We start from the raw sequence: 22,613 nt of genomic DNA on the forward strand, positions 1-22,613 counted from the left end.
ATACCAAACGACTTCAACCGGCTATAAAAAGCAAGTTGAAGTCATTTGGGTTTATCCGCTATCTAAAACAGTTCGAGGGAACGAAAAGAATGTTTTGGGACAGTTCGCGTCTAATTAAATTAATAGGCTTTTTTTGTCTACTCTTGGCACAGCCACTTCACGCGACCATTTTATCTTCAGCTTTGCTTAACGAAGCACAACAACTGGCTGAGATAGAGCCAGCTCAAGCAAAGAAAGCAGCCAAAAACTACTTATCGCAACGCGAACTGACCGAACGTAAAGAAAGCGGTAGCCCTTCAGCGATGTCTCGAGAAGAGACCGACCGCAGCATTCGTACCCCAGCCAGCACCATCGAAGCACACAAGATCATTGCGCAAGCCGACTATACGATGGGCAATGTCCGCTCAGCGATCGATAACCTCAATGAAGCAGAAAAGCTCGCGAAAGAATACCAACTGCCTTACATGACTTTGGATGTGCAACTCATGCGCAACCAAATGATTTGGATGTACGACCACAACTATTCAGCAGCCGAAGACACCCTCAATCAAATTGAAAAACAGCTAGACGAAGCCGACTCTGTACTTCAACGTACAGACAGCGTCCGTTATCGTCTTGTGATGCAACGAGCCCTGCTAGCGGCTCATCGTGGCGATAACGTTGGCGCAGAGCGTTTGTATGCTCAAGCGAAAAGCATGCTTGAGGACAGCCGTTCCGATTTGGCCTTAATTGATTACTACACTTCTGTTGGTGAGTTTTACCTTAACAGTAAAAAATACAACCTTGCGCTTTCAGAACTGCTTTACGGTTATTGGCAGTCCATCGAAAGTGACAGCGGTACTCGCCTTGCCAAAGTAAACCGCTTGCTGGCGAGACTTTTCCAAGAACGTCGTGTGTACGACAAAGCCATTGAATATCTGTCTCAGGCTGCAGATTTCTACGACTCTTACCCAAGCTCCCCTATTTTGGCCGATGTACTTGAACAAATGGGCGACATCTATTTTTATCAAGGCAAGTTCAATCTTGCTTTGGTGCACTACTTCAACGTACTGGATCACGAAAGCACCAGTCGTAATATCAATCGCACCATTAAGATTCGGTTGAGCTTGGCTGCGACTTACCTGCAACTCTACAACTACGCACTTGCAGAGCAATATCTGGAACGTGCGACAGAGTTACTGGAATACGCGGATATCCCTCAGCTTGAAGCGAAAGCAGCCCTACTTCAGTCTGGTCTCGCTTATCATCAGAACGACAGCAAAAAAGTAATTGAAAACGCGAAGAAAGCCTTAGAGCTTGTCGAAAAAGCGCCGGAAAACAAAAACTTCATCAAACAGCAATCTTACCGTTTGTTGGGCTTGGGTTACGAACAGGCGGGCGAATATCAACTGTCACTGCAAGCGTACAAAAAATACACCAGCTTAGTGCGTTTGGAGCAAAAACAACTCAACCAAATTAGTGAAGATGCGTTCCGTCAGCAAAAAGAGTTTGCGGAACAGACCATTCACTATGTCGGTCAATCAGAGCGTCTAGAGCAGGTGGAAATGGAACACCGTAAGTTCCAGAAAATTTCCTTTGCCCTATTCATCACCGTTCTGGTTATGTTTTTGTTCATTATGCGCCGCGGCGTGATCATGCAGCGCCAAGCGGGTGAAATCGAAAAACTTCGTAACGACCTCTTTACCCATTCCCGCTCTCGCTTACGTAATCTGCGCATGCTGAACGTGAAGTTGTCTCGCTCACTGAAAAAATCGCGTGACACTTTTGAACAGTGGCAAATGGGTGAACTTATCCATGAACCGCTCAACGACCGACTACGTTTTGTGATGATCGACCTACCGTTCTTACGCAGCATGTACGTTCAAAATGGTTACAAAGCGGGCTTGGAATTAGAACGCGCATTCGGTGAATACCTAGCAGAGCGCATCGAAAAACCGGCACGTTTGTACCACTTCTCGGATGCAAACTTACTCTACATCGAACCTAACGCCGACCGCGACGCCTCTGCCGAAGTCATGTTTGAAAAATTCCAAGCGTGGGTAGACGAATTTGCGACTCAGCATAACGTCAATCGCATCATTCGTATGGGCATCAGCGACTACCCGTTCTTGCCTCGTGCTTACACCGCTATCAATGACGAAGAGCTGCTCGATTTACTGCTACTTGCGACGCACATTGCACGCGAAGTTAGCCTCAAAGATAAACAAAGTCATTGGGTATTTTTGAAAGCCATAGACAACGCGCCAGCAGCGAGCTTTGCAACCGGTAACATAAGAACCGCTTGCCAACACGCCATCAACCAAGGCCTGATCAAGATCCACTCCTCTTACAAGAATGAGGACGACATCAAGAAAATATTAAAAAATGGATAATTAACCATCGGTTAAGCGTAATAACTAATGACGCTATAAAGTTTTTTGTTATTATCAGTTAATTGTCAGTAGTACATGGACTTAACCGTAGTCGTTTCATGGGAATCTTGGAATCCGATATTCAGTCGCAGCTTCATCAGCTGAGTTGTCAACTTGACCAACTCAGGCTGACACATCGTGATACTTCGCTCAAATTTAAGCGAGAACAACAAGTTCTCAAGCGCGTTGTGGCATCTTTGTCGTCTGCTTGCCAAGGCTCAAACACCCAAGTTGCTAACTATCTGTTTGAAATTCAGCAAGAGCTGCAACATCAAAAAGACATCAGCACTCTGATCCCGCGTTTGGCGGTACTTGAAAGAATGCTCAAACAGCAGTCGAAAACGATGGATAAACAGAACGGCTACCTCGATGAACAAATCAAACACAGCGGTGAGACACTCCAACGTGTTACGGGTTTGCCAGCGCAGTTAAAACGCGAACTGCGCAACTTAATGAGCTTCTCGGAAGTACACGCAGGGAAGAAAGTCGATCAAGCTACCCGTCTACTGAGCATCTACGAACGCGCGATTAAAATCATCACTTCGAACTCGCGTTTACAACTCAGCGAATTCGAAAACAACCCAGACAAATCTCAGCTAGAATGCCTCGCCGTCGATCTGCAACATACGATTACAGAACTTGATTTTGAAGGCGAATGTGGCGAGAGACTGCTTGATATTCGTGCAAAACTGTTGCTTGGCGTGAATGCAGAATCCTTAATCGAGCTGACGTTAAGCACTCTGAAGTTAGTCGTCGAAGCGACTAAGTTTGAGCGCAAAGCGTCAAGCCAATTTCTCGATCAGTTAAACTCAGCGCTGGCGAGTAACCTCAAAACCGTCCATCAAAACGTCGATCAACACCATACTTATTTTGAGCATCGCCAAGAGCTGAATGCAGAAATGAATGGTTTGGTTGAGCTCAGCCAACAATCTCTCGACCAAGCACAGGATTTAGCAGAACTCAAACAAGAAGTCGCTCCATTGCTGGCCAAAATGGCCTCGTTAACCGAGCGCCTCAAGATGACGGAAGAGAGAGAACAGGCCCTGCAAGAGCGTTTAAGCTACAGCAAAAATCAGCTTGAAGCGGTGTTTGAAACCACACAAGATTACCGCCGCCGCTTAGACGACCAGACACAGCGAATGTTGCTTGATCCACTCACGAAGGTTTACAACCGAACAGCATTTAACGATCGTCTTGAGCTCGAATACCGTCGTTGGATTCGCTCTCAACAAAATCTACGAGTGGTACTGTTTGATGTCGATAACTTCAAAGCCGTAAACGACAGCTATGGTTATACCGCTGGTGATAAAGCGCTGAAGATCATCGCTCGTGCTATCAATAAGCGCGTGTCTGATACCGAAACCGTCGCTCGCTTTGGCGGTGAAGAGTTTATTCTGCTGATCCCAGAACAAAGTGAAGAATACACATTAGAACTGATGAAAAATATTCAGCGCGATATCTGTCAGCTGCCGTTTAAGTTCCGCGAGCAAAACATCATCATTACTCTGACAGCCGTCTCTACTTCATTTAAGGAATCAGACGCACCAGAATATGTGCTCGATCGCCTTGGGCAAATGCTCACTGACGCTAAAAAACGGGGCACAAACCAGCTAAACTGGAACTAAAAACCGTTCAAAAAACAAGCAAACAAACACTTTTATCCCCTCTCAAACGCTCATAACCTCCCATTTTCAACGAGTTATCACATTTATCCCCTTTCAGTCTGCTAAGCTATTAAAACCCAAGTCACTTCAAGATGATGTATTCATTCATGACGAATATGGCATCTTGAGGTTGCTTGGGACTCGATAACCATAAAACCAAACCCTCCAGCCATCTGAGTAAAACGACACGTACAACTAAGTAAGATGCGTTGGAACTATCCCTCAAAATAATGCAACACAAGGAGGCGTTATGATTACCCATATAAGCCCCGCAGGTAGCATGGACTTGCTATCCCAACTGGAAGTTGAACGCTTAAAGAAAACCGCTTCGAGTGATCTTTACCAGCTTTATCGTAACTGTACGTTAGCGGTATTGAACTCTGGTAGCCACACAGATAACTCCAAAGAGCTTCTCGATAAACACCAATCGTTTGATGTGAATGTAGTGCGCCGCGAGCGTGGCATTAAGCTAGAGCTGACCGACCCACCAGAGCATGCGTTTGTCGATGGAGAGATCATTAAAGGCATTCAAGAACACTTATTCTCTGTACTGCGTGACATCGTTTACGTGAACATGCACTTGGCTGACAGTCAGCGCCTCAATCTCACTAACCCAACGCATATTACCAACCTTGTGTTTGGTATTTTGCGTAACGCAGGCGCGCTCACTCCCGGTATTGAACCAAATCTCGTCGTCTGTTGGGGCGGCCATTCAATCAATGGCGTTGAATACCAATACACGCGCGAAGTGGGTAACGAGCTTGGCTTACGTGAACTTAATATCTGTACGGGTTGTGGACCAGGTGCGATGGAAGGCCCGATGAAAGGAGCGGCAATCGGTCACGCTAAACAGCGTTACACTGAGCAACGCTACCTTGGCTTGACAGAGCCTTCAATCATTGCCGCTGAGCCGCCAAACCCAATCGTCAACGAGCTGATCATCATGCCGGACATCGAAAAACGTTTAGAAGCGTTTGTTCGTATGGCGCATGGTATTGTGATCTTCCCGGGTGGTCCGGGTACTGCCGAAGAGTTGCTGTACATTCTTGGTATCATGATGCATCCAGACAATGCTGATCAGCCGATGCCGATTGTGTTAACCGGACCAAAAGAGAGCGAAGAATACTTCCGTTCTATCGACGCGTTTATTCGCGATACCTTAGGTGAAGAAGGTCAAAAACACTACCAAATCGTCATTGATGATCCTGCCGAAGTTGCACGTATCATGAAGCGCTCGATGGAAGATGTACGCCTTCATCGTAAAGAAAAAGGCGATGCTTACAGCTTCAACTGGTCATTGAAAATCGAACCGGATTTCCAACTGCCATTTGACCCAACGCATACATCAATGGAAGGGTTGAATTTGAACTTAGATCAAGAACCTCAGGTTCTGGCGGCTAACTTACGCAAAGCCTTCTCTGGTATTGTGGCAGGTAATGTCAAAGCCGAGGGCATTCGCGAAATCGAATGCAAAGGTCCATTTTCTATTCATGGCGATCCTGTACTGATGAAGAAACTCGACAAGCTACTGCAAGACTTCGTTGAACAGCATCGAATGAAATTGCCAGGCGGTTCTGATTACGAACCATGCTATCGAATTGCCCATCCATAAATTGGTGGTCGATAGTCTGGCTTGCATTCGTTACACTAGGGGCATTACGCCCCTTTTTTATTGCTAAGTCATTATGTCTATTCATCTTGTTATTATTGATGCCCTCAACTTGATTCGCCGTGTGCACTCTGCACAGCCGGATCCAACTGACATCGCAAGAACCATCACGACGACTCAGCGAACCCTTACGCGTATTCTTTCCGAAGCGAAACCAACACATATCATCGCGGTGTTTGATCACCATGAACAAGATAGAGGTTGGCGCGCTGAAATCCTTCCTGACTACAAGCAAAATCGCAAACCGATGCCAGATCCGCTGATGCAAGGTTTGGATGCCATCCAACAAGCATGGTGGGAGCAAGGCATTGATTCACTGCTATCAGAAGGTGATGAGGCGGACGATTTAGTTGCGACACTGGCGACCAAAGTGGCAAGCCACGGTGAGAAAGTAACGATCGTTTCAACCGACAAAGGCTACTGCCAGTTACTTTCACCGACGCTGCAAATTCGCGATTACTTTCAACACCGTTGGTTGGATGAACCGTTTATCGAGAAAGAGTTTGGCGTAAAGCCAAGCCAACTCGCTGATTATTGGGGGTTAACTGGCATTAGTTCAAGCCAAGTGCCGGGCGTTCCGGGCATTGGACCAAAAGCTGCCAAAGAGATCCTAACTCAATTTGAAGATATTGAAGCGGCCTACGCCAGCGATGAACTTGCACCGAAATATCGCAAGAAGCTGGATGAACACATTGAGTCTGCACGTCTATGTAAACGAGTAGCGGCGTTGAAATGCGATATCGAGCTCGGCTTTAACCTGCAAGACATTCGCTTTACCGGACCAAATAAAGCCGAGTAAGTACATCTCTTTTACGCTGTAAGTTTTGGGTTAGACAATACGTTTATAAAATCTGTTGTGTAACCCTTTACATTCACGGCAATGATATTTACCTCATCATTAACCTACAAGATACTGATTAGTTTATAAGCTAATTCACAGTCTTAGTGAGTAATTTCATTATTTTTAAATCTCTTAATAACGGAGAAAAATAATGAAAAACATCATCTTAGTATCTTTAGTCACACTCTTATCCTTCCCTACTCTTGCTGAAACTTGTGGTCAACACCTTGATAAAGGCATACCTTCAAGCAACAGCGATCAGTTCCTTTGCCGAGATGGCTATGCGGTTGGGTACAACTACAACACCAAAAATGCAGACTGGGTTGCCTACCACATTACCGCAGAAAGCGTGAACATCACCAACAAACGCAGTAACGCCTTCCAAGAAGACACTGAAATGCCGGATTACGCGCGATCTACCCTAGCGGACTACAAAGGCTCAGGATACGACAGAGGGCACCTTGCGCCGTCAGCGACAATGGATTTCACCCAAGAGTCAATGAAGCAAAGCTTTTTGATGAGCAACATGTCACCTCAACTGCCGGGGTTTAACCGAGTTGGTTGGCGCGTTCTAGAAGAACATGTTCGTGATCTCGCCAATGAGTACAATGAGCTTTATGTGGTGACCGGACCGATTTACCAAGGTAACGAAGGAACAATCGGTAATGGCGTGGTGATCCCGAGCGCATTTTACAAAGTCATTCTTGATCCAAGCTTTGATGAAGCCATTGCGTTCATTGTCCCGCATCGTGATGTTTCAAGCTCTGAGTTAGCTAACTTTATTACCACCATTGACGAAGTAGAACGTCAAACTGGATTAGACTTTTTTGCTCAAACGCCAGATAGCATCGAAGACAACATGGAATCAGTAAAATGGGAAGAGATGTGGCCAACCAACCAGTAATTGAGTGACTGTCGCGATTCCTAAACCGCAATAAAAAAGCGCCTGAAGTAGGCGCTTTTTTGATAATGTTCAACCACATAGAAACGATAACTTAGTGCGGAGAGATATTAGATAGACACTGAATGTGAATCGTGATCTCTTCACGGTCATGATACAGATGCTTCGCTTGCAGCTTGAATTTCACCTTGTTCTCAATCAAGAACATTTTTAGATTTTCAAGATCTTGCAGTACTTCATCGTAACGGCCTTTCATTGGCAATTTCAGGTTAAAGATGGCTTCTTTCGCCCAACCTTTAAGCAGCCATTGGCCCATAAGATGTGCCACGCGAGCTGGTTTCTCAACCATATCACACACAATCCAAGTCACGTTCTTGCGGTCTGGTTCAAACTTAAAGCCATCCACCATGTGGTGCTTAATTTGACCGGTTTCCATCAAGCTGTCTGCCATCATGCCATTATCAACACAATGAACGAACATAGAACGTTTCACTAATTGGTACGTCCAACCACCTGGACATGCACCTAAGTCAACGCCCCACATGCCAGGCGCCAAACGCTCATCCCACTCATCTCGCGGAATAAATACGTGGAAAGCTTCTTCCAGTTTTAGCGTTGAGCGGCTTGGTGCGTCTGCTGGGAATTTCAAGCGAGGGATACCCATAAAGAACTGCGAGTTGTTGCCTGGTAGTGAGTAACCCACATAACAATGACCCGGTGCGACAAAACAGATGTGCAGCACTGGCTTCTTCGCGTTGTCTTTATTCCACATCAAACCTTTACCACGCAACGCTTGGCGCATTGGTACGGTGAACTTGCGGCAGAACTTCAATAGCTCTTTTGCTTCGTTCGTGTCTGGTGTTTCGATACGTAGATCGCCACAACGTGGGAACGATTCAAACTCTGACAGCTCGGCAAGAATTGGGCTGATGCGGTCTTCACTTGGCAGCGCTTCAAATTCAGCCGCTACAGCAAACATCTGACGCGCAAAAATCAATGAGCTAAAGTCTAAGCCTTTAACTAGCTTCTCTGCGTCTCCATCTTGGTAACACTCGAAGACAACATAACCTGAGTTTTTCTTCACACGAGGGAAGCCATACACTTCCAACTGTGTCGCTTTGTCCTGAATTTCACCAGCACACTCTTTCTCAAAGCCAGCACGGCAATAGAGCATTAGTTGTTTCACTTGGAGACCTCTTTGATATTAAACGCAGCAAAAAAGAACAGACACCAGCCGATCATGAACATGAATCCTCCCATTGGGGTGATGGGTCCAAACCATTTAATGCCCGTCAGCGCCAGCGCGTAAAGACTGCCGCTAAAACAAAAGATGCCGATGATAAAGCAAATCGCCGCGATGAAAAAATATTTTTGTGCTTTTTGTCCCAAATTGAGCAGAAGCAAAATGGCACAAAATGCAACCGCTAAGGTGTGGATGAACTGATACAACACGCCCGTCTCAAACACGCCAAGCAAATAAGGCGCAAGCTTGGCTTTTAGGCCGTGCGCTGCGAAAGCGCCTAGTGCAACAGAAACTAGTCCCGAAAGTCCCGTAAAAGAGAGTAACCACTTACTTTTCACTGTACACCTCATTGATGAATGCTGACAGTTGCTCTACTGCAAGTGCAATATTGCCCGCTTCGGTATGTCCCGAGCTCTTGCGCGGCTTAAAGCTATGGTCGCCATCAGGTAAGAAGCTCACTTTCACTTGCTGAGAAAAGACAAACTCATCAAACTCTTCACGCTTACCAAAAGTATCTCGCTCACCTTGAAGAATCAGAGTGGGCTTGTCGATGCTTGCAAGATGATCACCTTTGAATTTTTCTGGCTTACCCGGAGGGTGAAATGGAAAGCCTAAACAGGCAATGCCCGCCACCAGCTCGTGCTCTGCGAGTAAACTCGCCATTCTGCCCCCCATCGACTTGCCACCAATGACCACGGGAGAAGAAGCAAAGTGAGCGATCACTTCGCTGTATGCTTCGAGCAACTTTGGGGCGCGATCGGGCGGACGCTTTTTGCTATCTTCCGAACGTTTCACCATGTAAGGGAAATTAAAACGCACCACACGAATGCCTTGCTCAACTAATCCTTTGGCGACAGCAGTCATGAAGTCATGCTCCATCCCCGCCCCTGCGCCGTGAGCAAAAACAAACAGCGGCCCGTTTTCAGGCCCCTCAACTATCCACTGGCTCATCCAATACTTCCTCTTGTTCTTTTCTCGCCGTTGCCAGCATCCAATCTCTAAATGTCGCGATGCGTCCCATGTCTGCCTGCTGCTCATGGCACACCACATAGAAGGCATTTTTGGAGATAAGCACCTCATCAAACGGCGCAATCAGCCGTCCCGCTTCCATTTCTGGTTTCGCTAACACGTTGTTGCCCAATGCTACGCCTTGTCCGTGTGCAGCAGCCTGCAGCACCATAGTCGAGTGACTGAAAATCGGACCGTGATTCACGTTAATGCCTTCGATGTTGTAATGACGAGCGAACTGCTTCCAATCTTTACGCGAAGTATCATGTAACAAAGTGTGTAATTTGAGGTCACTTAGAGATTCTAATGGTTTGTTACCTAAAAGTAACGAAGGTGAACAAAGTGGGATCAGAAACTCTTGGTACAGTTTATCCGCTCGCAAACCCGGCCAGTTCCCACGGCCGTAGTAGATCGCTACATCTACATCATCAGTCAGTGAACCTTCATCCATATCCACGGCTTTGATGCGTACATCAATGTCTGGCTCCTGAGCATTAAAGTCCGCCAAACGAGGCACCAACCACTGAATGGCAAAGCTCGGTGGCAAGCTGATGGTCAACGCACCTTTTTCACTACGTTCCAATACCTTATCGGTAGCTTCAGCAATCGAGGTAAAGATGTCTTTGATGTCGAGAAAGTAACTTTGCCCTTCTTCTGTTAACAGCAAAGAACGGTTACGGCGACGGAAAAGTTTTAGAGATAGAAACTCTTCTAGGGCTTTAATTTGATGACTCACTGCGGCTTGAGTCACAAATAACTCTTCTGCCGCACGCGTAAAACTGAGATGACGAGCGGCTGCTTCAAATACTCGAAGCGAATTTAAAGGAGGCAATCTGCGAGACATATGGGACCTCAAATAGGATTAGTTTTTTTAATCTGAAACATTATAAAATGTCCGTTGTCGAACAGCCAGATAAATTCTATATTTCACCCCGCAACACGAGCCTGAACGGCTTGATTTCCTTGGAAATCAATTGGCTTCGTTGTTGCGATGTTGTGTTTGCAAACTCGTATTTCGAGTTAGGTAGATTTCTACCATGATGTTTTGTCCACACTCCCTGTGACAAAACAGATACTTCCTGTATTTATTTTTGACCTGTCTGTCAAATTTGTTACACCGCCTTTTTAGGCGGTGTTTTTTTATCTAAAGAAAATCCCATCTTTCAAATCTGGCATCAACATCACTTTTTATCTGTATTTCGGATTAATTATCGTTATATCAACACAACCAATATAGCTTTGCGATAAGCCTCAACATTATGCCGAGTTACGCTTATTTATTGCGCGATCAAAAACAAAAAAGCGCAAATTACATCAGCAATTTGCGCTTTGGGTCTGCTTCAGATCACCGCCATTGACGGACATCGAAAGTGTGTTTATTTACTGAGTGACTATGGACGGTAAACTTTCACGTTGTTAAAGCCTTGCTCTTGCAAGTAAAGCGCTTGCAGACGGCTCATTACACCACGGTCACAGTACAGTAGGTAAGTTTTCGACTGGTCTAGGTCACCGAACTGCGTACCCAGCTTGTAGAACGGAATGTGTTTCACATCCACACCAGCGATTTCTAGTGGGTTATCGTCTTCCTCATCAGGGCTACGAATATCCAGTACCACTGCGTGTTCTTCTACCGCTTGTACTTGCTCGACTTCTGGTGCCGCTTGCTCAGATTCTTTTGCGATATCACGAATGTCCATTTGACGCGCTTCGTAAACCACTTTCTCTAGAATGCTGAAGTCAAACTTCGCTTCTTCTGCTTCTAGCTTCTCTTTCACCGCTTTTACTGTTGGCTTCTTAGAGATCACGCCACAGTACTCAGGCATGGTTTTCGCGAAGTCTTCTGTACCGATTTCACGAGCTAAGTTGATGATGTCTTCTTTATCCCAGTTGATAAGAGGACGCAGAATCAGCGTATCCGTAACATTATCGATGTGACGAAGGTTCGTTAGCGTTTGGCTAGATACCTGGCCAAGAGCTTCACCCGTTACCAACGCTTCAATCTTAAACTTCTCAGCAATCATGCCAGCAGCGCGCATGAACATACGCTTCAAGATGACGCCCATTTGACCGTCATCTACTTTCTCAAGAATTTCAGCAACCACAGGTTCGAAATCAACAGAGATGAAACGCACTTTCGCTGATGAGCCGTATTTGTTCCATAGGTAGTGAGAAACCTGCTTAACGCCGATTTCATGAGCTGGACCACCTAGGTTAAAGAAACAGTAGTGAACTTTAGAGCCACGTTTGATGTGTAGGTAGCTTGATACACCAGAGTCGAAACCACCTGAGATCAGGCTTAGTACGTCTTCTTGAGTACCTAAAGGGAAGCCACCTAGACCTTTGTGACGTGCCAACACTTGGTTAAGTTTGTCACCCGATACTTCAACTTTTACCGTCACATCAGGGTTGTGCAATTTAACGCGTGCGCTTTCTACTGCTTGGTTTAGACCACCACCAACGTAACGTTCAAGCTCGATAGACGTGAAGTCATGCTTACCACGACGTTTTGCACGAACCACAAACGTTTTGTTTTCAATAAGCGGACGGCTAAGTTCCAGCACCTGCTCGTAGATGTCGTGCAGGTCTTTAAACTCTGATTGCTTCACTTCTAGAACGTGATGAATGCCTGGCGTGTGAGTCAGGATTTCTAAAACTTCAGCGTGGTATTCGTTGCTCTCAGAGGTCACTTCAATGTGATCACGACGGTTAAATACTGCGACAGATTCCGTGCGGCTCTTGACGATATTACGAATGTTGCACTCTAAAATCTTTGTGAAGCGCTTACGCACAGATTCACTTTTTACAAAAATTTCTGGATGGGGCTTTACAATAAATTTCATAGTCTAATTCGCAGGTTAGTTTCGCAATCAACAATGAGTGAACTCTCATAACTATAGAATCAAATCGAAATCCGCGTGAAAGGCACGCCGTTTTCAACGATGTAATGAGCTCACTTTTAGGGCGCAAGATTATATACCCAAACAACCTTAAGATGCTAGGTGCAGCGAGAATGCCTTGGATTGCAGGCAAGGCTACGATTTTAAGAACAAGCGACTCTCGACTAAAAGTCTTTAATAAAAAAGCGAGCACTCTGCTCGCTTTTTATCTTCTGAACTATTTATAGACGCGCTTTGTTATTGAATAACGGGCACTTCTTCACTGTATAAAGGTTCACCTTGCATGATACTGATTTCAACACGACGGTTAAGTGCGCGGTTTTCATCAGAATCATTCGGCACCAAAGGCTCGGTATCCGCCATACCTCGCACACGAAGACGCTGATGCGAGAAACCTCTGACCTTTTCCATCTCTTGAGCGACCGACACCGCACGCTGCGATGACAAGTCCCAATTCGAGCGATACAGCTCAGAATCCAAACGCTGATTGTCTGTGTGACCAGAGATTCGGACAATACCTGGCACATCTTTCACTAGCTCAGCAATCTGTCGCACTAATGGTCTGAACTTCGGTTGCAGGAATGCAGAACCTTCTGGGAATGCGCCTTTCTCTCGCATTCGTATAACGATTTGCTGACCGAGGTTCTCCACTTCAATCGCACCTTGTTCGATTTCACGTTCGAGCGCCTTCTTGATGCTCTCCATCAAGGTTTCCATCTCTTGTGACATCTCTTCAGACTGCTGCTGTTGCATGTCTGACTCTGCGGACTGATTGCTTTGCGTCGAGGTTTCCGGTGATTGACCGCCCGTCAGCTTGCCTTCATCACGCTTAGTACCACCAGCTCGGTCAGACTCACCTTCGTGGAATTCTAGCGTCTGCTGAGTGATGTCCATGGTTTGTTGCATGATGACATCAATCGGTGTCGGCTCAGGACGGCCTGGTCTAAATTCTTGTGCGATGATGCTGGTGCCTTTAGGAATGTCTTTCACTTCCAGTTGGTTTTGCACACCAAATGCAAACTTCATCGAACCAGCAATCTGTTTGAACTTCAAAACATCCATTTCAGAGAATGAAAGCAGCAGTACGAAGAAGCACATCAACAGCGACATCAAGTCCGCGAATGTCCCCATCCACAACGGGAGACCGGGTGGCGGACAATCGCATTTGTTATCTTCATCATCCATCACAAATCTCCGCGATTACTCATCAATCTCAAGAGCACGTTTACCCTCGTTGAGGTAGTTCTTCAGGTAGCTGTCGATAACTCGTGGGTTTTGACCGTCTTGAATGGCAAGTACGCCGTCCATGATCAAACGGCGGTTAAGCGTTTCTTGATCTCGGCGTAAAGAAAGCTTATCGGCAATTGGGAAGAACAGCATGTTTGACAACACCGCACCGTAAAGTGTGGTTAAAAGGGCTACCGCCATTGCAGGGCCGATCGCTTTTGGGTCATCCATGTTCGAAAGCATCGCAACCAGACCAACCAACGTACCGATCATCCCCATAGCTGGTGCAACGTCACCAAACGCCCGGAAAACACCCGTGCCTTGCGTGTGTCGCTCATCCGTCAAGGCAATGTCTTTTTGCAACGCAGCGCGAACCACATCCGCATCGTGACCATCCACCAAAAGGTCAATGCCTTTCTGCATAAAGCTGTTGTTGATTTCCATCTCTTCCAAAGCTAGGAAACCGCCTTTACGCGCCGCATCGGCCATTTCAACAATCTTTGCGATGAGGTCTTCTGGCTCATCGGCTTTAAACATGAATGCCTTGCCTGCAATTTTCGCCGCACCAAAGAACTGGCCGAGCGTGAACTTCATCAATACTACAAATGCAGAGCCACCTACTACGATAAGGATCGATGTAACGTCGACGAACATGCCGATACTGCCACCTAGCACCATTGCCATGATGACGAAGGCAAAACCACCGATCAAACCTATTAGGGTTGCTAAATCCACAAAGCACTCCTCACGCTATTTAAATACTGCCGTTAGGCGGATTATTACTTGTATCGACAACTAGAACAGATTTTTTAGGAAAATCTTAGCTAATAGATCACAAATTAACGCCAACAACCCTAACTAAAATATGGGGTTTGTCTAATCAGACCCGTTTAGAGCCAATTTTGTGACAATTATGTAAGGTTAAATTTGACCAAGTAACTAGGCTAAGGTAACTTTCGTGCATCCTATTCAAGGCTTGATTAAGGCAGAAAAAAGATGGCGGTCAAGAAACCAGAAAACATGACCTTCGAAGCAACCATTGAAGAGCTTGATAGCTTGGTTGATCAATTAGAAAACGGCGATCTTGCCCTAGATGATGCCTTACGTAAATTTGAACGAGGCATTGCCTTAGCTCGTGCTGGCCAAACCAAACTGAGCGACGCAGAACAGCGCGTAAGCATTCTTCTTAGCGAAGATGACGAAGCCCCTCTTAGCGACTTCAAACCAGATTCAGAATAACCATCAGTAGTGAGCAATGTGATGCAACAGACATTGACGTCTTTCCAAGAAAGAAACAATCAGCAATTGAATTTGTGGCTAGAACAGCTTCCATATCAAGAGCAGCCATTGATTCAAGCAATGAAATACGGCCTTTTGTTAGGCGGCAAACGCGTTCGCCCATTTCTTGTTTACATCACAGGTCAAATGCTCGGCTGTAAACCTGAAGATCTAGACACTCCAGCTTCAGCCATCGAGTGTATTCATGCCTACTCGCTCATCCATGACGATCTTCCTGCTATGGATGATGATGATCTGCGCCGAGGTCAGCCGACCTGCCATATCAAATTTGATGAAGCGACCGCCATTTTAACCGGTGATGCCCTACAAACTCTTGCTTTTACCATCATTGCTGACGGTCCGTTGAGCCCAAGCGCAGAAAACCAACGTGTCAACATGATCAAAGCGTTAGCTCACTCCTCTGGTGCGAACGGCATGTGTGTCGGCCAAGCATTGGATTTGGGTGCGGAGAATCGCCAAGTTTCTCTTGCAGAAATGGAAGAGATACACCGTAAAAAAACCGGAGCTCTGATTGATTGTGCGGTAAAATTAGGTGCTCTGGCCGCTGGTGAAAAAGGTATCGAGGTTTTACCTCATTTAGAACGCTATTCAAAAGCAATTGGTTTGGCGTTTCAGGTTCAAGACGATATTCTTGATATCATTAGTGACACAGAAACATTGGGTAAACCTCAAGGTTCAGACCAAGAACTGAACAAAAGCACTTACCCATCCCTGCTGGGTTTAGAGGGAGCCATTGAGAAAGCTCACACTCTATTACAGGAAGCACTTCAAGCATTGGAAGCTATCCCATACAATACTCAGTTACTCGAAGAGTTCGCCCGATACGTCATCGAGCGCAAAAACTAACACTATAAGCGCGCATTTATATGACTCTTGATATTTCAAAGTACCCAACACTGGCGTTAGCAAATACACCGGAAGAATTGCGTCTTCTTCCAAAAGAAACATTACCAACTCTGTGTGATGAGCTGCGAACGTATCTGCTAAATTCAGTGAGCCAATCTAGCGGACACTTAGCGTCTGGCTTAGGCACCGTAGAGCTAACTGTGGCTCTGCATTATGTTTACAACACACCAGTAGATAAACTTATCTGGGATGTTGGTCATCAGGCTTACCCACATAAAATTTTGACGGGTCGTCGCGATCAAATGCCAACGATTCGCCAGAAAGACGGCTTACACCCTTTCCCTTGGCGCGAAGAGAGCGAGTACGACACGCTATCAGTTGGTCACTCTTCTACTTCCATCAGTGCAGGGCTTGGCCTAGCCATCAGCGCTCAAAAAGAAGGTAAAGGTCGTAAAGTCATCAGTGTGATTGGTGATGGTGCGATTACTGCAGGCATGGCATTCGAAGCCATGAACCACGCAGGCGATGTTCATCCTGACATGTTGGTGATTCTGAACGACAATGAAATGTCGATCTCAGAAAACGTTGGTGCTCTAAACAACCACCTAGCGAAAGTGCTTTCCGGTAGTCTTTACACCTCTATCCGTGAAGGTGGGAAAAAAGTGCTATCAGGTGTACCACCAATCAAAGAACTGGTTCGTCGCACTGAAGAACATCTAAAAGGCATGGTTGTCCCTGGCACTCTGTTTGAAGAGTTTGGCTTTAACTACATTGGTCCAATTGATGGGCACGATGTGAATGAGCTCGTTAAAACACTGAAGAACATGCGTGAGCTTAAAGGCCCTCAGTTCCTGCACATCATGACTAAGAAAGGCAAAGGTTATGAGCCAGCAGAGAAAGATCCTATTGGCTACCACGGCGTCCCTAAGTTCGATCCAAGCCATAACTGCTTACCAAAAAGCAGTGGCGGCAAACCAACTTTCTCAAAGGTTTTTGGTGACTTCTTATGTGACATGGCAGCGCAAGATCCTAAGCTAATGGCAATTACGCCAGCAATGCGTGAAGGTTCTGGCATGGTACGTTTCTCGAAAGAGTACCCAGACCAATACTTTGATGTGGCAATTGCAGAGCAACACGCTGTGACACTTGCAACGGGTATGGCAATTGCTGGCGATCATCCGATCGTTGCTATCTACTCGACCTTCTTGCAACGTGGTTACGATCAACTTATCCATGACATCGCTATCATGGACTTACCAGTAATGTTCGCTATCGACCGCGCAGGTTTGGTCGGTGCAGATGGTCAAACACACCAAGGTGCATTTGATCTTAGCTTTATGCGCTGCATTCCTAACATGGTGATCATGGCTCCAAGCGACGAAAACGAATGTCGCCAAATGCTGTACACAGGTCATAAGCACACTGGACCAAGTGCCGTACGTTATCCTCGTGGTAGTGGTATGGGTACAGAGATCGAAAAAGAGTTTACCGCTCTTGAGGTTGGTAAAGGTCGAGTGGTACGCAAAGGTGAAAAGGTGGCAATCCTGAGCTTCGGTACTTTCTTACCGAATGCACTAGAAGCAGCTGAAAACCTCAATGCAACGGTTGCTGATATGCGTTTCGTCAAACCTCTTGATGAAGCATTGATTCGCCAACTCGCTGATGAACATGACGTTCTTGTCACACTAGAAGAGAACGCAATCGCAGGTGGTGCTGGCGCAGGTGTAGTTGAGTTCATGATGAAAGAAAAAATCATCAAACCAGTACTCAACCTTGGCTTGCCTGATAAATTCATCCATCAAGGTACTCAAGAAGAACTTCACGAAGAACTCGGTTTAGACGCAAAAGGGATTGAAAAATCCATTGCGGAATACCTTGCGAAGTAAGCAATTCAATAGCAAAAAGGGATGCCAATGGCATCCCTTTTTAATTCTTGTTGTTCTTCGAGTGATAGGTGATGTACTAACTCATCCAACCCGCATACTTTGCAACGAGAAACAAAGCAATACCTGCCATAATACCCGCCACAATATCATCGAGCATAATGCCAAGCCCGCCATGGATGCGTTTGTCTAACCAACCTATTGGCCACGGTTTGACCATATCGAAAAAGCGGAAAAGAATGAAACCCGTCAACAACCATTTCCATTCCGTGATAGGAATATTCAGGGCTGGTACAATACTCATGGTGATCCAAAAGCCCGCAAACTCATCCCATACAATTGAACCGTGATCATGCACCTTCATATCATCTGACGTGACTTGGCAGATTTTGATGCCAATCACGCACAAAAGTAATACCACAACGACATAAGCCGGAAATGGCAGCTGCGCCAACAACAGAAAAAACGGAACCGCAGCAAGCGTCCCCATTGTTCCAGGAACTACTGGCGACAAACCACTGCCAAACCCCGTCGCCAACAAATGCCACGGGTTCTTTAATGAGATCAGAGAAAGAGGGTTGGTCATATCCTTAAACCTATACTGCTAGTTTAACTCGATGAGCTTATTTAAAGTGGTCGAAACCACTTAAATCCCAGTCGAGAGGTTGGTTGTTATCGTGAAGCTCAAACGTTCCATTTGGTCTAATTTGGCCAATGCACGTCACTTTGCACCCGCTATAAGACAAAGCACTCTGCAAAGAACCTCGATTTTGTTCTGATACAGTGAAACACAACTCGTATTCTTCACCGCTAGATAAAGCATACTGCTGTGCGCTGACCTTATCATCTAAAAATTGTACCAGCTCTGAAGAGATTGGTAATTGAGACACATCGATACTCACACCAACTTGTGAGCATTTTAAAATATGTTTGATATCCGAAATCAGGCCGTCTGAAATATCAATCGCCGAAGATGCTAATCCTACCAAAGCTTGCCCCGCTAACACTCTCGGAGTACTTAGGTAGTGGGCTTTTTCTAGTTCATCAGCACCAATGCGACTGCGAAGTGTTTCATCTAAGATGACATCCAGCCCTGCTTTTGCGTCACCCAAATTCCCAGTGACATACACCCAGTCCCCGACTTTCGCGCCAGAGCGAGTCAGCGCTTTGCCCTCAGGCACAAAACCTTGCACTGTCAGTGTTAAGCTTAATGGGCCTTTCGTTGTATCACCGCCGATTAACTGAATACCAAAGTAATCCGCCAGTTCGAAAAACGCATCACAGAATGGTGCGAGCCATTCTTCATCCGCTTCAGGCATGGTCAATGCAAAGCTTACCCAAGCTGGTGTTGCGCCCATGGCAGCTAAGTCGCTGATGTTGGATGCAAGCGCCTTGTGAGCAACCCAAGCAGGGTTCGCGTGAGGAAGGAAATGGGTTCCAGCAACCAAGGTATCGGTGCTGATAGCAATCTGTACATTTGCTGGCGCCTTAACGAGAGCGCAATCGTCCCCTGCGGCGAGGTGTACGTCTTTGCGCTGGTTTTGTCGGCCAACAAAATACTTATCAATCAGGTTAAATTCACCAGACATAATTCATTTATCTTTTCATGCCAATGGCATTGATATCATACAAAAAAGGTCAGCATATGCTGACCTTTTTATTGAAGAAATCGTTATTTCTTACGTACGTGTGGTGCGGCTTTATCTAGCACACCGTTCACGAATTTGTGGCTGTCTTCTGCAGCGAATACTTTAGCAAGTTCAATCGCTTCGTTGATTACCACTTTGTAAGGAACATCTTCGCGACGAGTCATCTCGTACATAGCAAGGCGAAGAAGAGCAAGTTCCATCATATCTAGATCCTGCATAGGACGAGATACGTAAGGACGAATTTTGCTATCTAGCTCAGCGTGGCTAAGTACAACACCGCTTAATAGTTCACGGAAGTAAGCAACGTCTGTTTCTGGAGCAGCAAGTGCTGGCTCAGATGCACGAAGTTCTTCTTCATCGTATTTGTCGCCAGACAAAAACTGTTCTTCAATCGTGGCAACATTCTCTTTAGTAATTTGCCATGAGTAGATCGCCTGTAGAGCGAATTGACGTGCGTTACGACGTGCGGCTGGTTTCACACTGGCCCCCATTAGGAATCAATTTCAGATAGTACATTAATCATTTCAAGTGCGCTTAGTGCAGCCTCTGCACCTTTATTACCAGCCTTGGTTCCTGCGCGTTCAATCGCTTGATCGATAGTATCAACAGTCAGCACACCGAATGCGACTGGAAGACTGTATTCCAGAGACACTTGTGCTAGGCCCTTGTTACATTCACTACAAACATAATCAAAGTGTGGTGTACCGCCACGGATTACTGTACCTAGAGATACGATCGCATCGTATTTACCAGTTTTAGCAACACGTTGAGCTACTAGAGGTAGTTCTACGGCACCTGGACAACGTACAACAGTGATGTTGTCTTCGCTTACTTGTCCGTGACGCTTTAGTGTATCGATCGCACCAGAAAGTAAGCTTTCGTTAATAAAACTGTTGAAGCGAGAAATAACGATAGCAATTTTTGCATTTGGCGCTGGGAAGCCACCCTCGATCACTTTCATAAGCTTTCCTTTAACTCTATTTATAAGTGAAATTTGTTCATCAAGTGAGAATCGCCGGATTCTAGCACAAATTTGTGAGCAATATCTAATGGAAATTGGCCGCGTGTCACGAGTTCCTAGTCCACACCAAAATAGGTGTGCATGGGACTAGGAACTTATCGTTCACTTCTTATTCGCAAACGTATTCAACCACGTTCAGGCCGAAACCACTCAATGCATGGTATTTTTTGTTGGTCGAAGACAGAAGACGCATATCGTGAACACCAAGGTCAGCGAGAATTTGCGACCCCACTCCCACGCGGCGAGACGTGCCCTGCTTTTTCGCTAAAGTCGGTGCTTCGCCTTTATCTTGCGCTTCGAACATCTTCACGCGGTGGATGAGCAACTCGGTTGATTCTTCATTGCCAAGAACAACCAGAACACCGCCTTCTTCACCGATACGCTTCATCGCTTTATCCAGTGTCCAGCTGCGCTCTGCATTGCGGTCACTGCGTAATACATCGGTGAATACGTCTTGTAGATGCACACGAACCAGCGGCGCCTCGCCAGCCAAATCACCTTTACACATCGCGTAATGCACTTGATTATCGATGGTGTCTTTGTAAGTCACCAAAGTAAACTCACCGTGTTCAGTTGGCAGTTTGCATTCTGCTACACGCTCAATGGTCGTTTCTGTGTTGTTGCGGTATTCGATAAGGTCCGCAATAGTGCCTAACTTCAAGCCGTGTTTTTCAGCAAAGATTTCAAGATCAGGACGGCGAGCCATGGTGCCGTCGTCGTTTAGAATCTCAACAATCACAGAAGCAGGCTCAAGCCCAGCAAGGCGAGCTAAATCACAACCCGCTTCGGTGTGACCAGCGCGAGTCAATACACCACCATCTTGCGCAGCAAGAGGGAAAATATGACCCGGTTGAACCAAGTCCGCCGCTTTTGCGTTTGGCGCAACCGCAGCTTGAACGGTGCGTGCGCGGTCAGCCGCTGAAATACCCGTGGTGACGCCTTCAGCAGCTTCAATAGAAACGGTAAAGTTAGTGGTGTACTGCGCGTTGTTGTCTTGCACCATTGGCGGCAAGCCGAGATTTTCACAACGCGCTTTAGTCATGGTCAGACAGATCAAGCCACGACCGTAAGTCGCCATAAAGTTGATCGCTTCCGGCGTAATATGCTCGGCAGCCATGATCAAGTCACCTTCATTCTCACGGTCTTCATCATCCATTAGGATGACCATTTTGCCTGCGCGAATATCATCAATAATTTCTTGTGGTGTACTGATTGGCATATTCTGTTTCCCGTTATTCTAAAATTTACTTTCCGACAGCAATGCGTGAAATCTTATTGCAATGGTAATGACATCAACAGTTTGAGCCTTGCACAATGCAAGTCAATTGCCCTAACGATGTTCTGTGAATCCGGTCTGTTATGGCAATTATCGCAACGTAGCTGAGCGCTTACGCAAAGCCATTTTGTTGTAAGAAGTCCATGGTGATGCGAGATTCAGGCTGCTCTTCTTGCTGACCTTGCAGCAAGCGTTCCATATAACGCGCCAACACATCCACTTCTAAATTCACTTTGCGGCCCACTTGGAACTGGTCGATGGTGGTTTCTTCACTGGTGTGAGGCACAATCGTCAGTTTGAATGCGTTTTTACGCAAATCATTCACCGTTAAGCTGATACCATCAACGGTGATAGAGCCTTTTTCTGCCACGTACTTGCTGATCTCAGCAGGCATCGCGACCCAAAACTCTATCGCACGACCAACTTGATTGCGCTCCACAATTTCACCCACGCCGTCCACGTGTCCAGATACAATGTGTCCGCCAAAACGTGTCGTCGGCAGCATGGCTTTTTCTAAGTTAACCTTTTCGCCTACTTGGTAGTTTGCAAAACCGGTTTTTTTCAAGGTCTCGAGAGACAAATCCGCGCTGTAATAATTGCTTCCAAAGTCAATCACCGTTAAGCACACACCATTAGTTGCGATGCTGTCGCCTAACTTTACGTCAGACATGTCTAACTTACCTACTTCTACCGTAACGGTAATGTCTTCGCCTTTTGGCGTAATCGCAGTTAATTTACCAACTGCTTCTACAATTCCTGTAAACATAGTGCTTCTTTT

General features: G+C 46.1%; 21 protein-coding genes. 8 read left to right on the top strand and 13 right to left on the bottom strand.

The features are described from left to right. The first annotated feature begins 89 nt into the window (after nucleotides 1-89). The 5 genes from ACF8OV_RS07930 (at nucleotide 90) to ACF8OV_RS07950 (ending at nucleotide 7,489) form a co-directional block, all read left to right on the top strand. Nucleotides 90-2,372 carry a tetratricopeptide repeat protein gene (locus ACF8OV_RS07930; protein WP_258496184.1) on the top strand — a complete coding sequence of 761 codons (2,283 nt, stop codon included), beginning with the start codon at nucleotides 90-92 and terminating at the stop codon, nucleotides 2,370-2,372. Nucleotides 2,373-2,470: 98 nt separating this feature from the next. Further along, nucleotides 2,471-4,036 (top strand): diguanylate cyclase, encoded by a 1,566-nt coding sequence (locus tag ACF8OV_RS07935; RefSeq protein WP_017448796.1) that lies wholly within the window; start codon nucleotides 2,471-2,473, stop codon nucleotides 4,034-4,036. A gap of 289 nt (nucleotides 4,037-4,325) precedes the next feature. Beyond that, on the top strand, nucleotides 4,326-5,687 hold the full coding sequence (gene ppnN / locus ACF8OV_RS07940; protein WP_005496242.1) for a nucleotide 5'-monophosphate nucleosidase PpnN: 1,362 nt from the start codon (nucleotides 4,326-4,328) through the stop codon (nucleotides 5,685-5,687). Nucleotides 5,688-5,760: 73 nt separating this feature from the next. Continuing rightward, nucleotides 5,761-6,543 carry a flap endonuclease Xni gene (xni, locus tag ACF8OV_RS07945; protein WP_045586971.1) on the top strand — a complete coding sequence of 261 codons (783 nt, stop codon included), beginning with the start codon at nucleotides 5,761-5,763 and terminating at the stop codon, nucleotides 6,541-6,543. 193 nt (nucleotides 6,544-6,736) lie between these two features. Next, on the top strand, nucleotides 6,737-7,489 hold the full coding sequence (locus tag ACF8OV_RS07950) for a DNA/RNA non-specific endonuclease (protein ID WP_024700108.1): 753 nt from the start codon (nucleotides 6,737-6,739) through the stop codon (nucleotides 7,487-7,489). Nucleotides 7,490-7,580: 91 nt separating this feature from the next. Here ACF8OV_RS07950 and rlmM read toward each other — a convergent pair whose 3' ends face one another. The 7 genes from rlmM to pomA all read right to left on the bottom strand — a co-directional run bounded on the left by rlmM (nucleotide 7,581) and on the right by pomA (nucleotide 14,596). Then, a complete protein-coding gene (rlmM, locus tag ACF8OV_RS07955; RefSeq protein WP_015296337.1) occupies nucleotides 7,581-8,672 on the bottom strand; it encodes a 23S rRNA (cytidine(2498)-2'-O)-methyltransferase RlmM in 1,092 nt (363 codons plus the stop codon). Then, nucleotides 8,669-9,067 (bottom strand): DUF423 domain-containing protein, encoded by a 399-nt coding sequence (locus ACF8OV_RS07960; RefSeq protein ID WP_005496247.1) that lies wholly within the window; start codon nucleotides 9,065-9,067, stop codon nucleotides 8,669-8,671. The genes rlmM and ACF8OV_RS07960 overlap by 4 nt, the downstream gene beginning before the upstream one ends. Then, nucleotides 9,057-9,680, bottom strand: a complete 624-nt coding sequence (locus ACF8OV_RS07965) for an alpha/beta fold hydrolase (RefSeq protein WP_203504883.1) — start codon at nucleotides 9,678-9,680, stop codon at nucleotides 9,057-9,059. The genes ACF8OV_RS07960 and ACF8OV_RS07965 overlap by 11 nt, the downstream gene beginning before the upstream one ends. Next, on the bottom strand, nucleotides 9,661-10,581 hold the full coding sequence (locus ACF8OV_RS07970) for a transcriptional regulator GcvA (protein WP_011105705.1): 921 nt from the start codon (nucleotides 10,579-10,581) through the stop codon (nucleotides 9,661-9,663). The genes ACF8OV_RS07965 and ACF8OV_RS07970 overlap by 20 nt, the downstream gene beginning before the upstream one ends. Nucleotides 10,582-11,128: 547 nt before the next feature. Further along, on the bottom strand, nucleotides 11,129-12,577 hold the full coding sequence (thiI, locus tag ACF8OV_RS07975) for a tRNA uracil 4-sulfurtransferase ThiI (RefSeq protein WP_005488737.1): 1,449 nt from the start codon (nucleotides 12,575-12,577) through the stop codon (nucleotides 11,129-11,131). A 294-nt stretch (nucleotides 12,578-12,871) separates the two neighbouring features. Beyond that, nucleotides 12,872-13,819, bottom strand: a complete 948-nt coding sequence (locus ACF8OV_RS07980) for a flagellar motor protein MotB (protein ID WP_005460634.1) — start codon at nucleotides 13,817-13,819, stop codon at nucleotides 12,872-12,874. A 15-nt stretch (nucleotides 13,820-13,834) separates the two neighbouring features. After that, nucleotides 13,835-14,596 (bottom strand): flagellar motor protein PomA, encoded by a 762-nt coding sequence (pomA, locus tag ACF8OV_RS07985; RefSeq protein WP_005482965.1) that lies wholly within the window; start codon nucleotides 14,594-14,596, stop codon nucleotides 13,835-13,837. A 261-nt stretch (nucleotides 14,597-14,857) separates the two neighbouring features. On the opposite strand from pomA, the gene xseB reads away from it, so the two are divergent. The 3 genes from xseB to dxs are packed head-to-tail and all read left to right on the top strand — an operon-like array spanning nucleotide 14,858 to nucleotide 17,892. Then, nucleotides 14,858-15,100 (top strand): exodeoxyribonuclease VII small subunit, encoded by a 243-nt coding sequence (xseB, locus tag ACF8OV_RS07990; protein WP_005381566.1) that lies wholly within the window; start codon nucleotides 14,858-14,860, stop codon nucleotides 15,098-15,100. Between the two features lie 21 nt (nucleotides 15,101-15,121). Continuing rightward, complete coding sequence (ispA, locus tag ACF8OV_RS07995; RefSeq protein WP_005488700.1) at nucleotides 15,122-16,006, top strand: (2E,6E)-farnesyl diphosphate synthase; 885 nt, start codon at nucleotides 15,122-15,124, stop codon at nucleotides 16,004-16,006. Between the two features lie 20 nt (nucleotides 16,007-16,026). Continuing rightward, the gene (gene dxs, locus ACF8OV_RS08000; RefSeq protein WP_203504885.1) at nucleotides 16,027-17,892 is read left to right on the top strand and encodes a 1-deoxy-D-xylulose-5-phosphate synthase; all 1,866 of its coding nucleotides are present in this window, start codon (nucleotides 16,027-16,029) and stop codon (nucleotides 17,890-17,892) included. Between the two features lie 76 nt (nucleotides 17,893-17,968). On the opposite strand, the gene pgpA is transcribed toward dxs, so the two are convergent. The 6 genes from pgpA to ACF8OV_RS08030 form a co-directional block, all read right to left on the bottom strand. Beyond that, nucleotides 17,969-18,475: a phosphatidylglycerophosphatase A gene (gene pgpA / locus ACF8OV_RS08005; protein WP_203504887.1), complete on the bottom strand. Its 507-nt coding sequence runs from the start codon at nucleotides 18,473-18,475 to the stop codon at nucleotides 17,969-17,971. Nucleotides 18,476-18,512: 37 nt separating this feature from the next. Then, entirely contained in the window at nucleotides 18,513-19,478 is a 966-nt protein-coding gene (gene thiL / locus ACF8OV_RS08010) for a thiamine-phosphate kinase (RefSeq protein WP_021487297.1), read from the bottom strand. Nucleotides 19,479-19,561: 83 nt separating this feature from the next. Further along, a complete protein-coding gene (gene nusB, locus ACF8OV_RS08015) occupies nucleotides 19,562-20,029 on the bottom strand; it encodes a transcription antitermination factor NusB (RefSeq protein WP_005456038.1) in 468 nt (155 codons plus the stop codon). Then, nucleotides 20,029-20,499, bottom strand: a complete 471-nt coding sequence (gene ribE, locus ACF8OV_RS08020; RefSeq protein ID WP_005440184.1) for a 6,7-dimethyl-8-ribityllumazine synthase — start codon at nucleotides 20,497-20,499, stop codon at nucleotides 20,029-20,031. The genes nusB and ribE overlap by 1 nt, the downstream gene beginning before the upstream one ends. 169 nt (nucleotides 20,500-20,668) lie before the next feature. Then, the gene (gene ribBA, locus ACF8OV_RS08025; protein WP_086458917.1) at nucleotides 20,669-21,778 is read right to left on the bottom strand and encodes a bifunctional 3,4-dihydroxy-2-butanone-4-phosphate synthase/GTP cyclohydrolase II; all 1,110 of its coding nucleotides are present in this window, start codon (nucleotides 21,776-21,778) and stop codon (nucleotides 20,669-20,671) included. A 169-nt stretch (nucleotides 21,779-21,947) separates the two neighbouring features. Beyond that, nucleotides 21,948-22,601: a riboflavin synthase gene (locus tag ACF8OV_RS08030; RefSeq protein WP_005483039.1), complete on the bottom strand. Its 654-nt coding sequence runs from the start codon at nucleotides 22,599-22,601 to the stop codon at nucleotides 21,948-21,950. Between the last annotated feature and the right edge of the window lie 12 nt (nucleotides 22,602-22,613).

Source organism: Vibrio sp. GLN_1 (genome assembly GCF_043106015.1).
Lineage (GTDB): Bacteria > Pseudomonadota > Gammaproteobacteria > Enterobacterales > Vibrionaceae > Vibrio > Vibrio parahaemolyticus.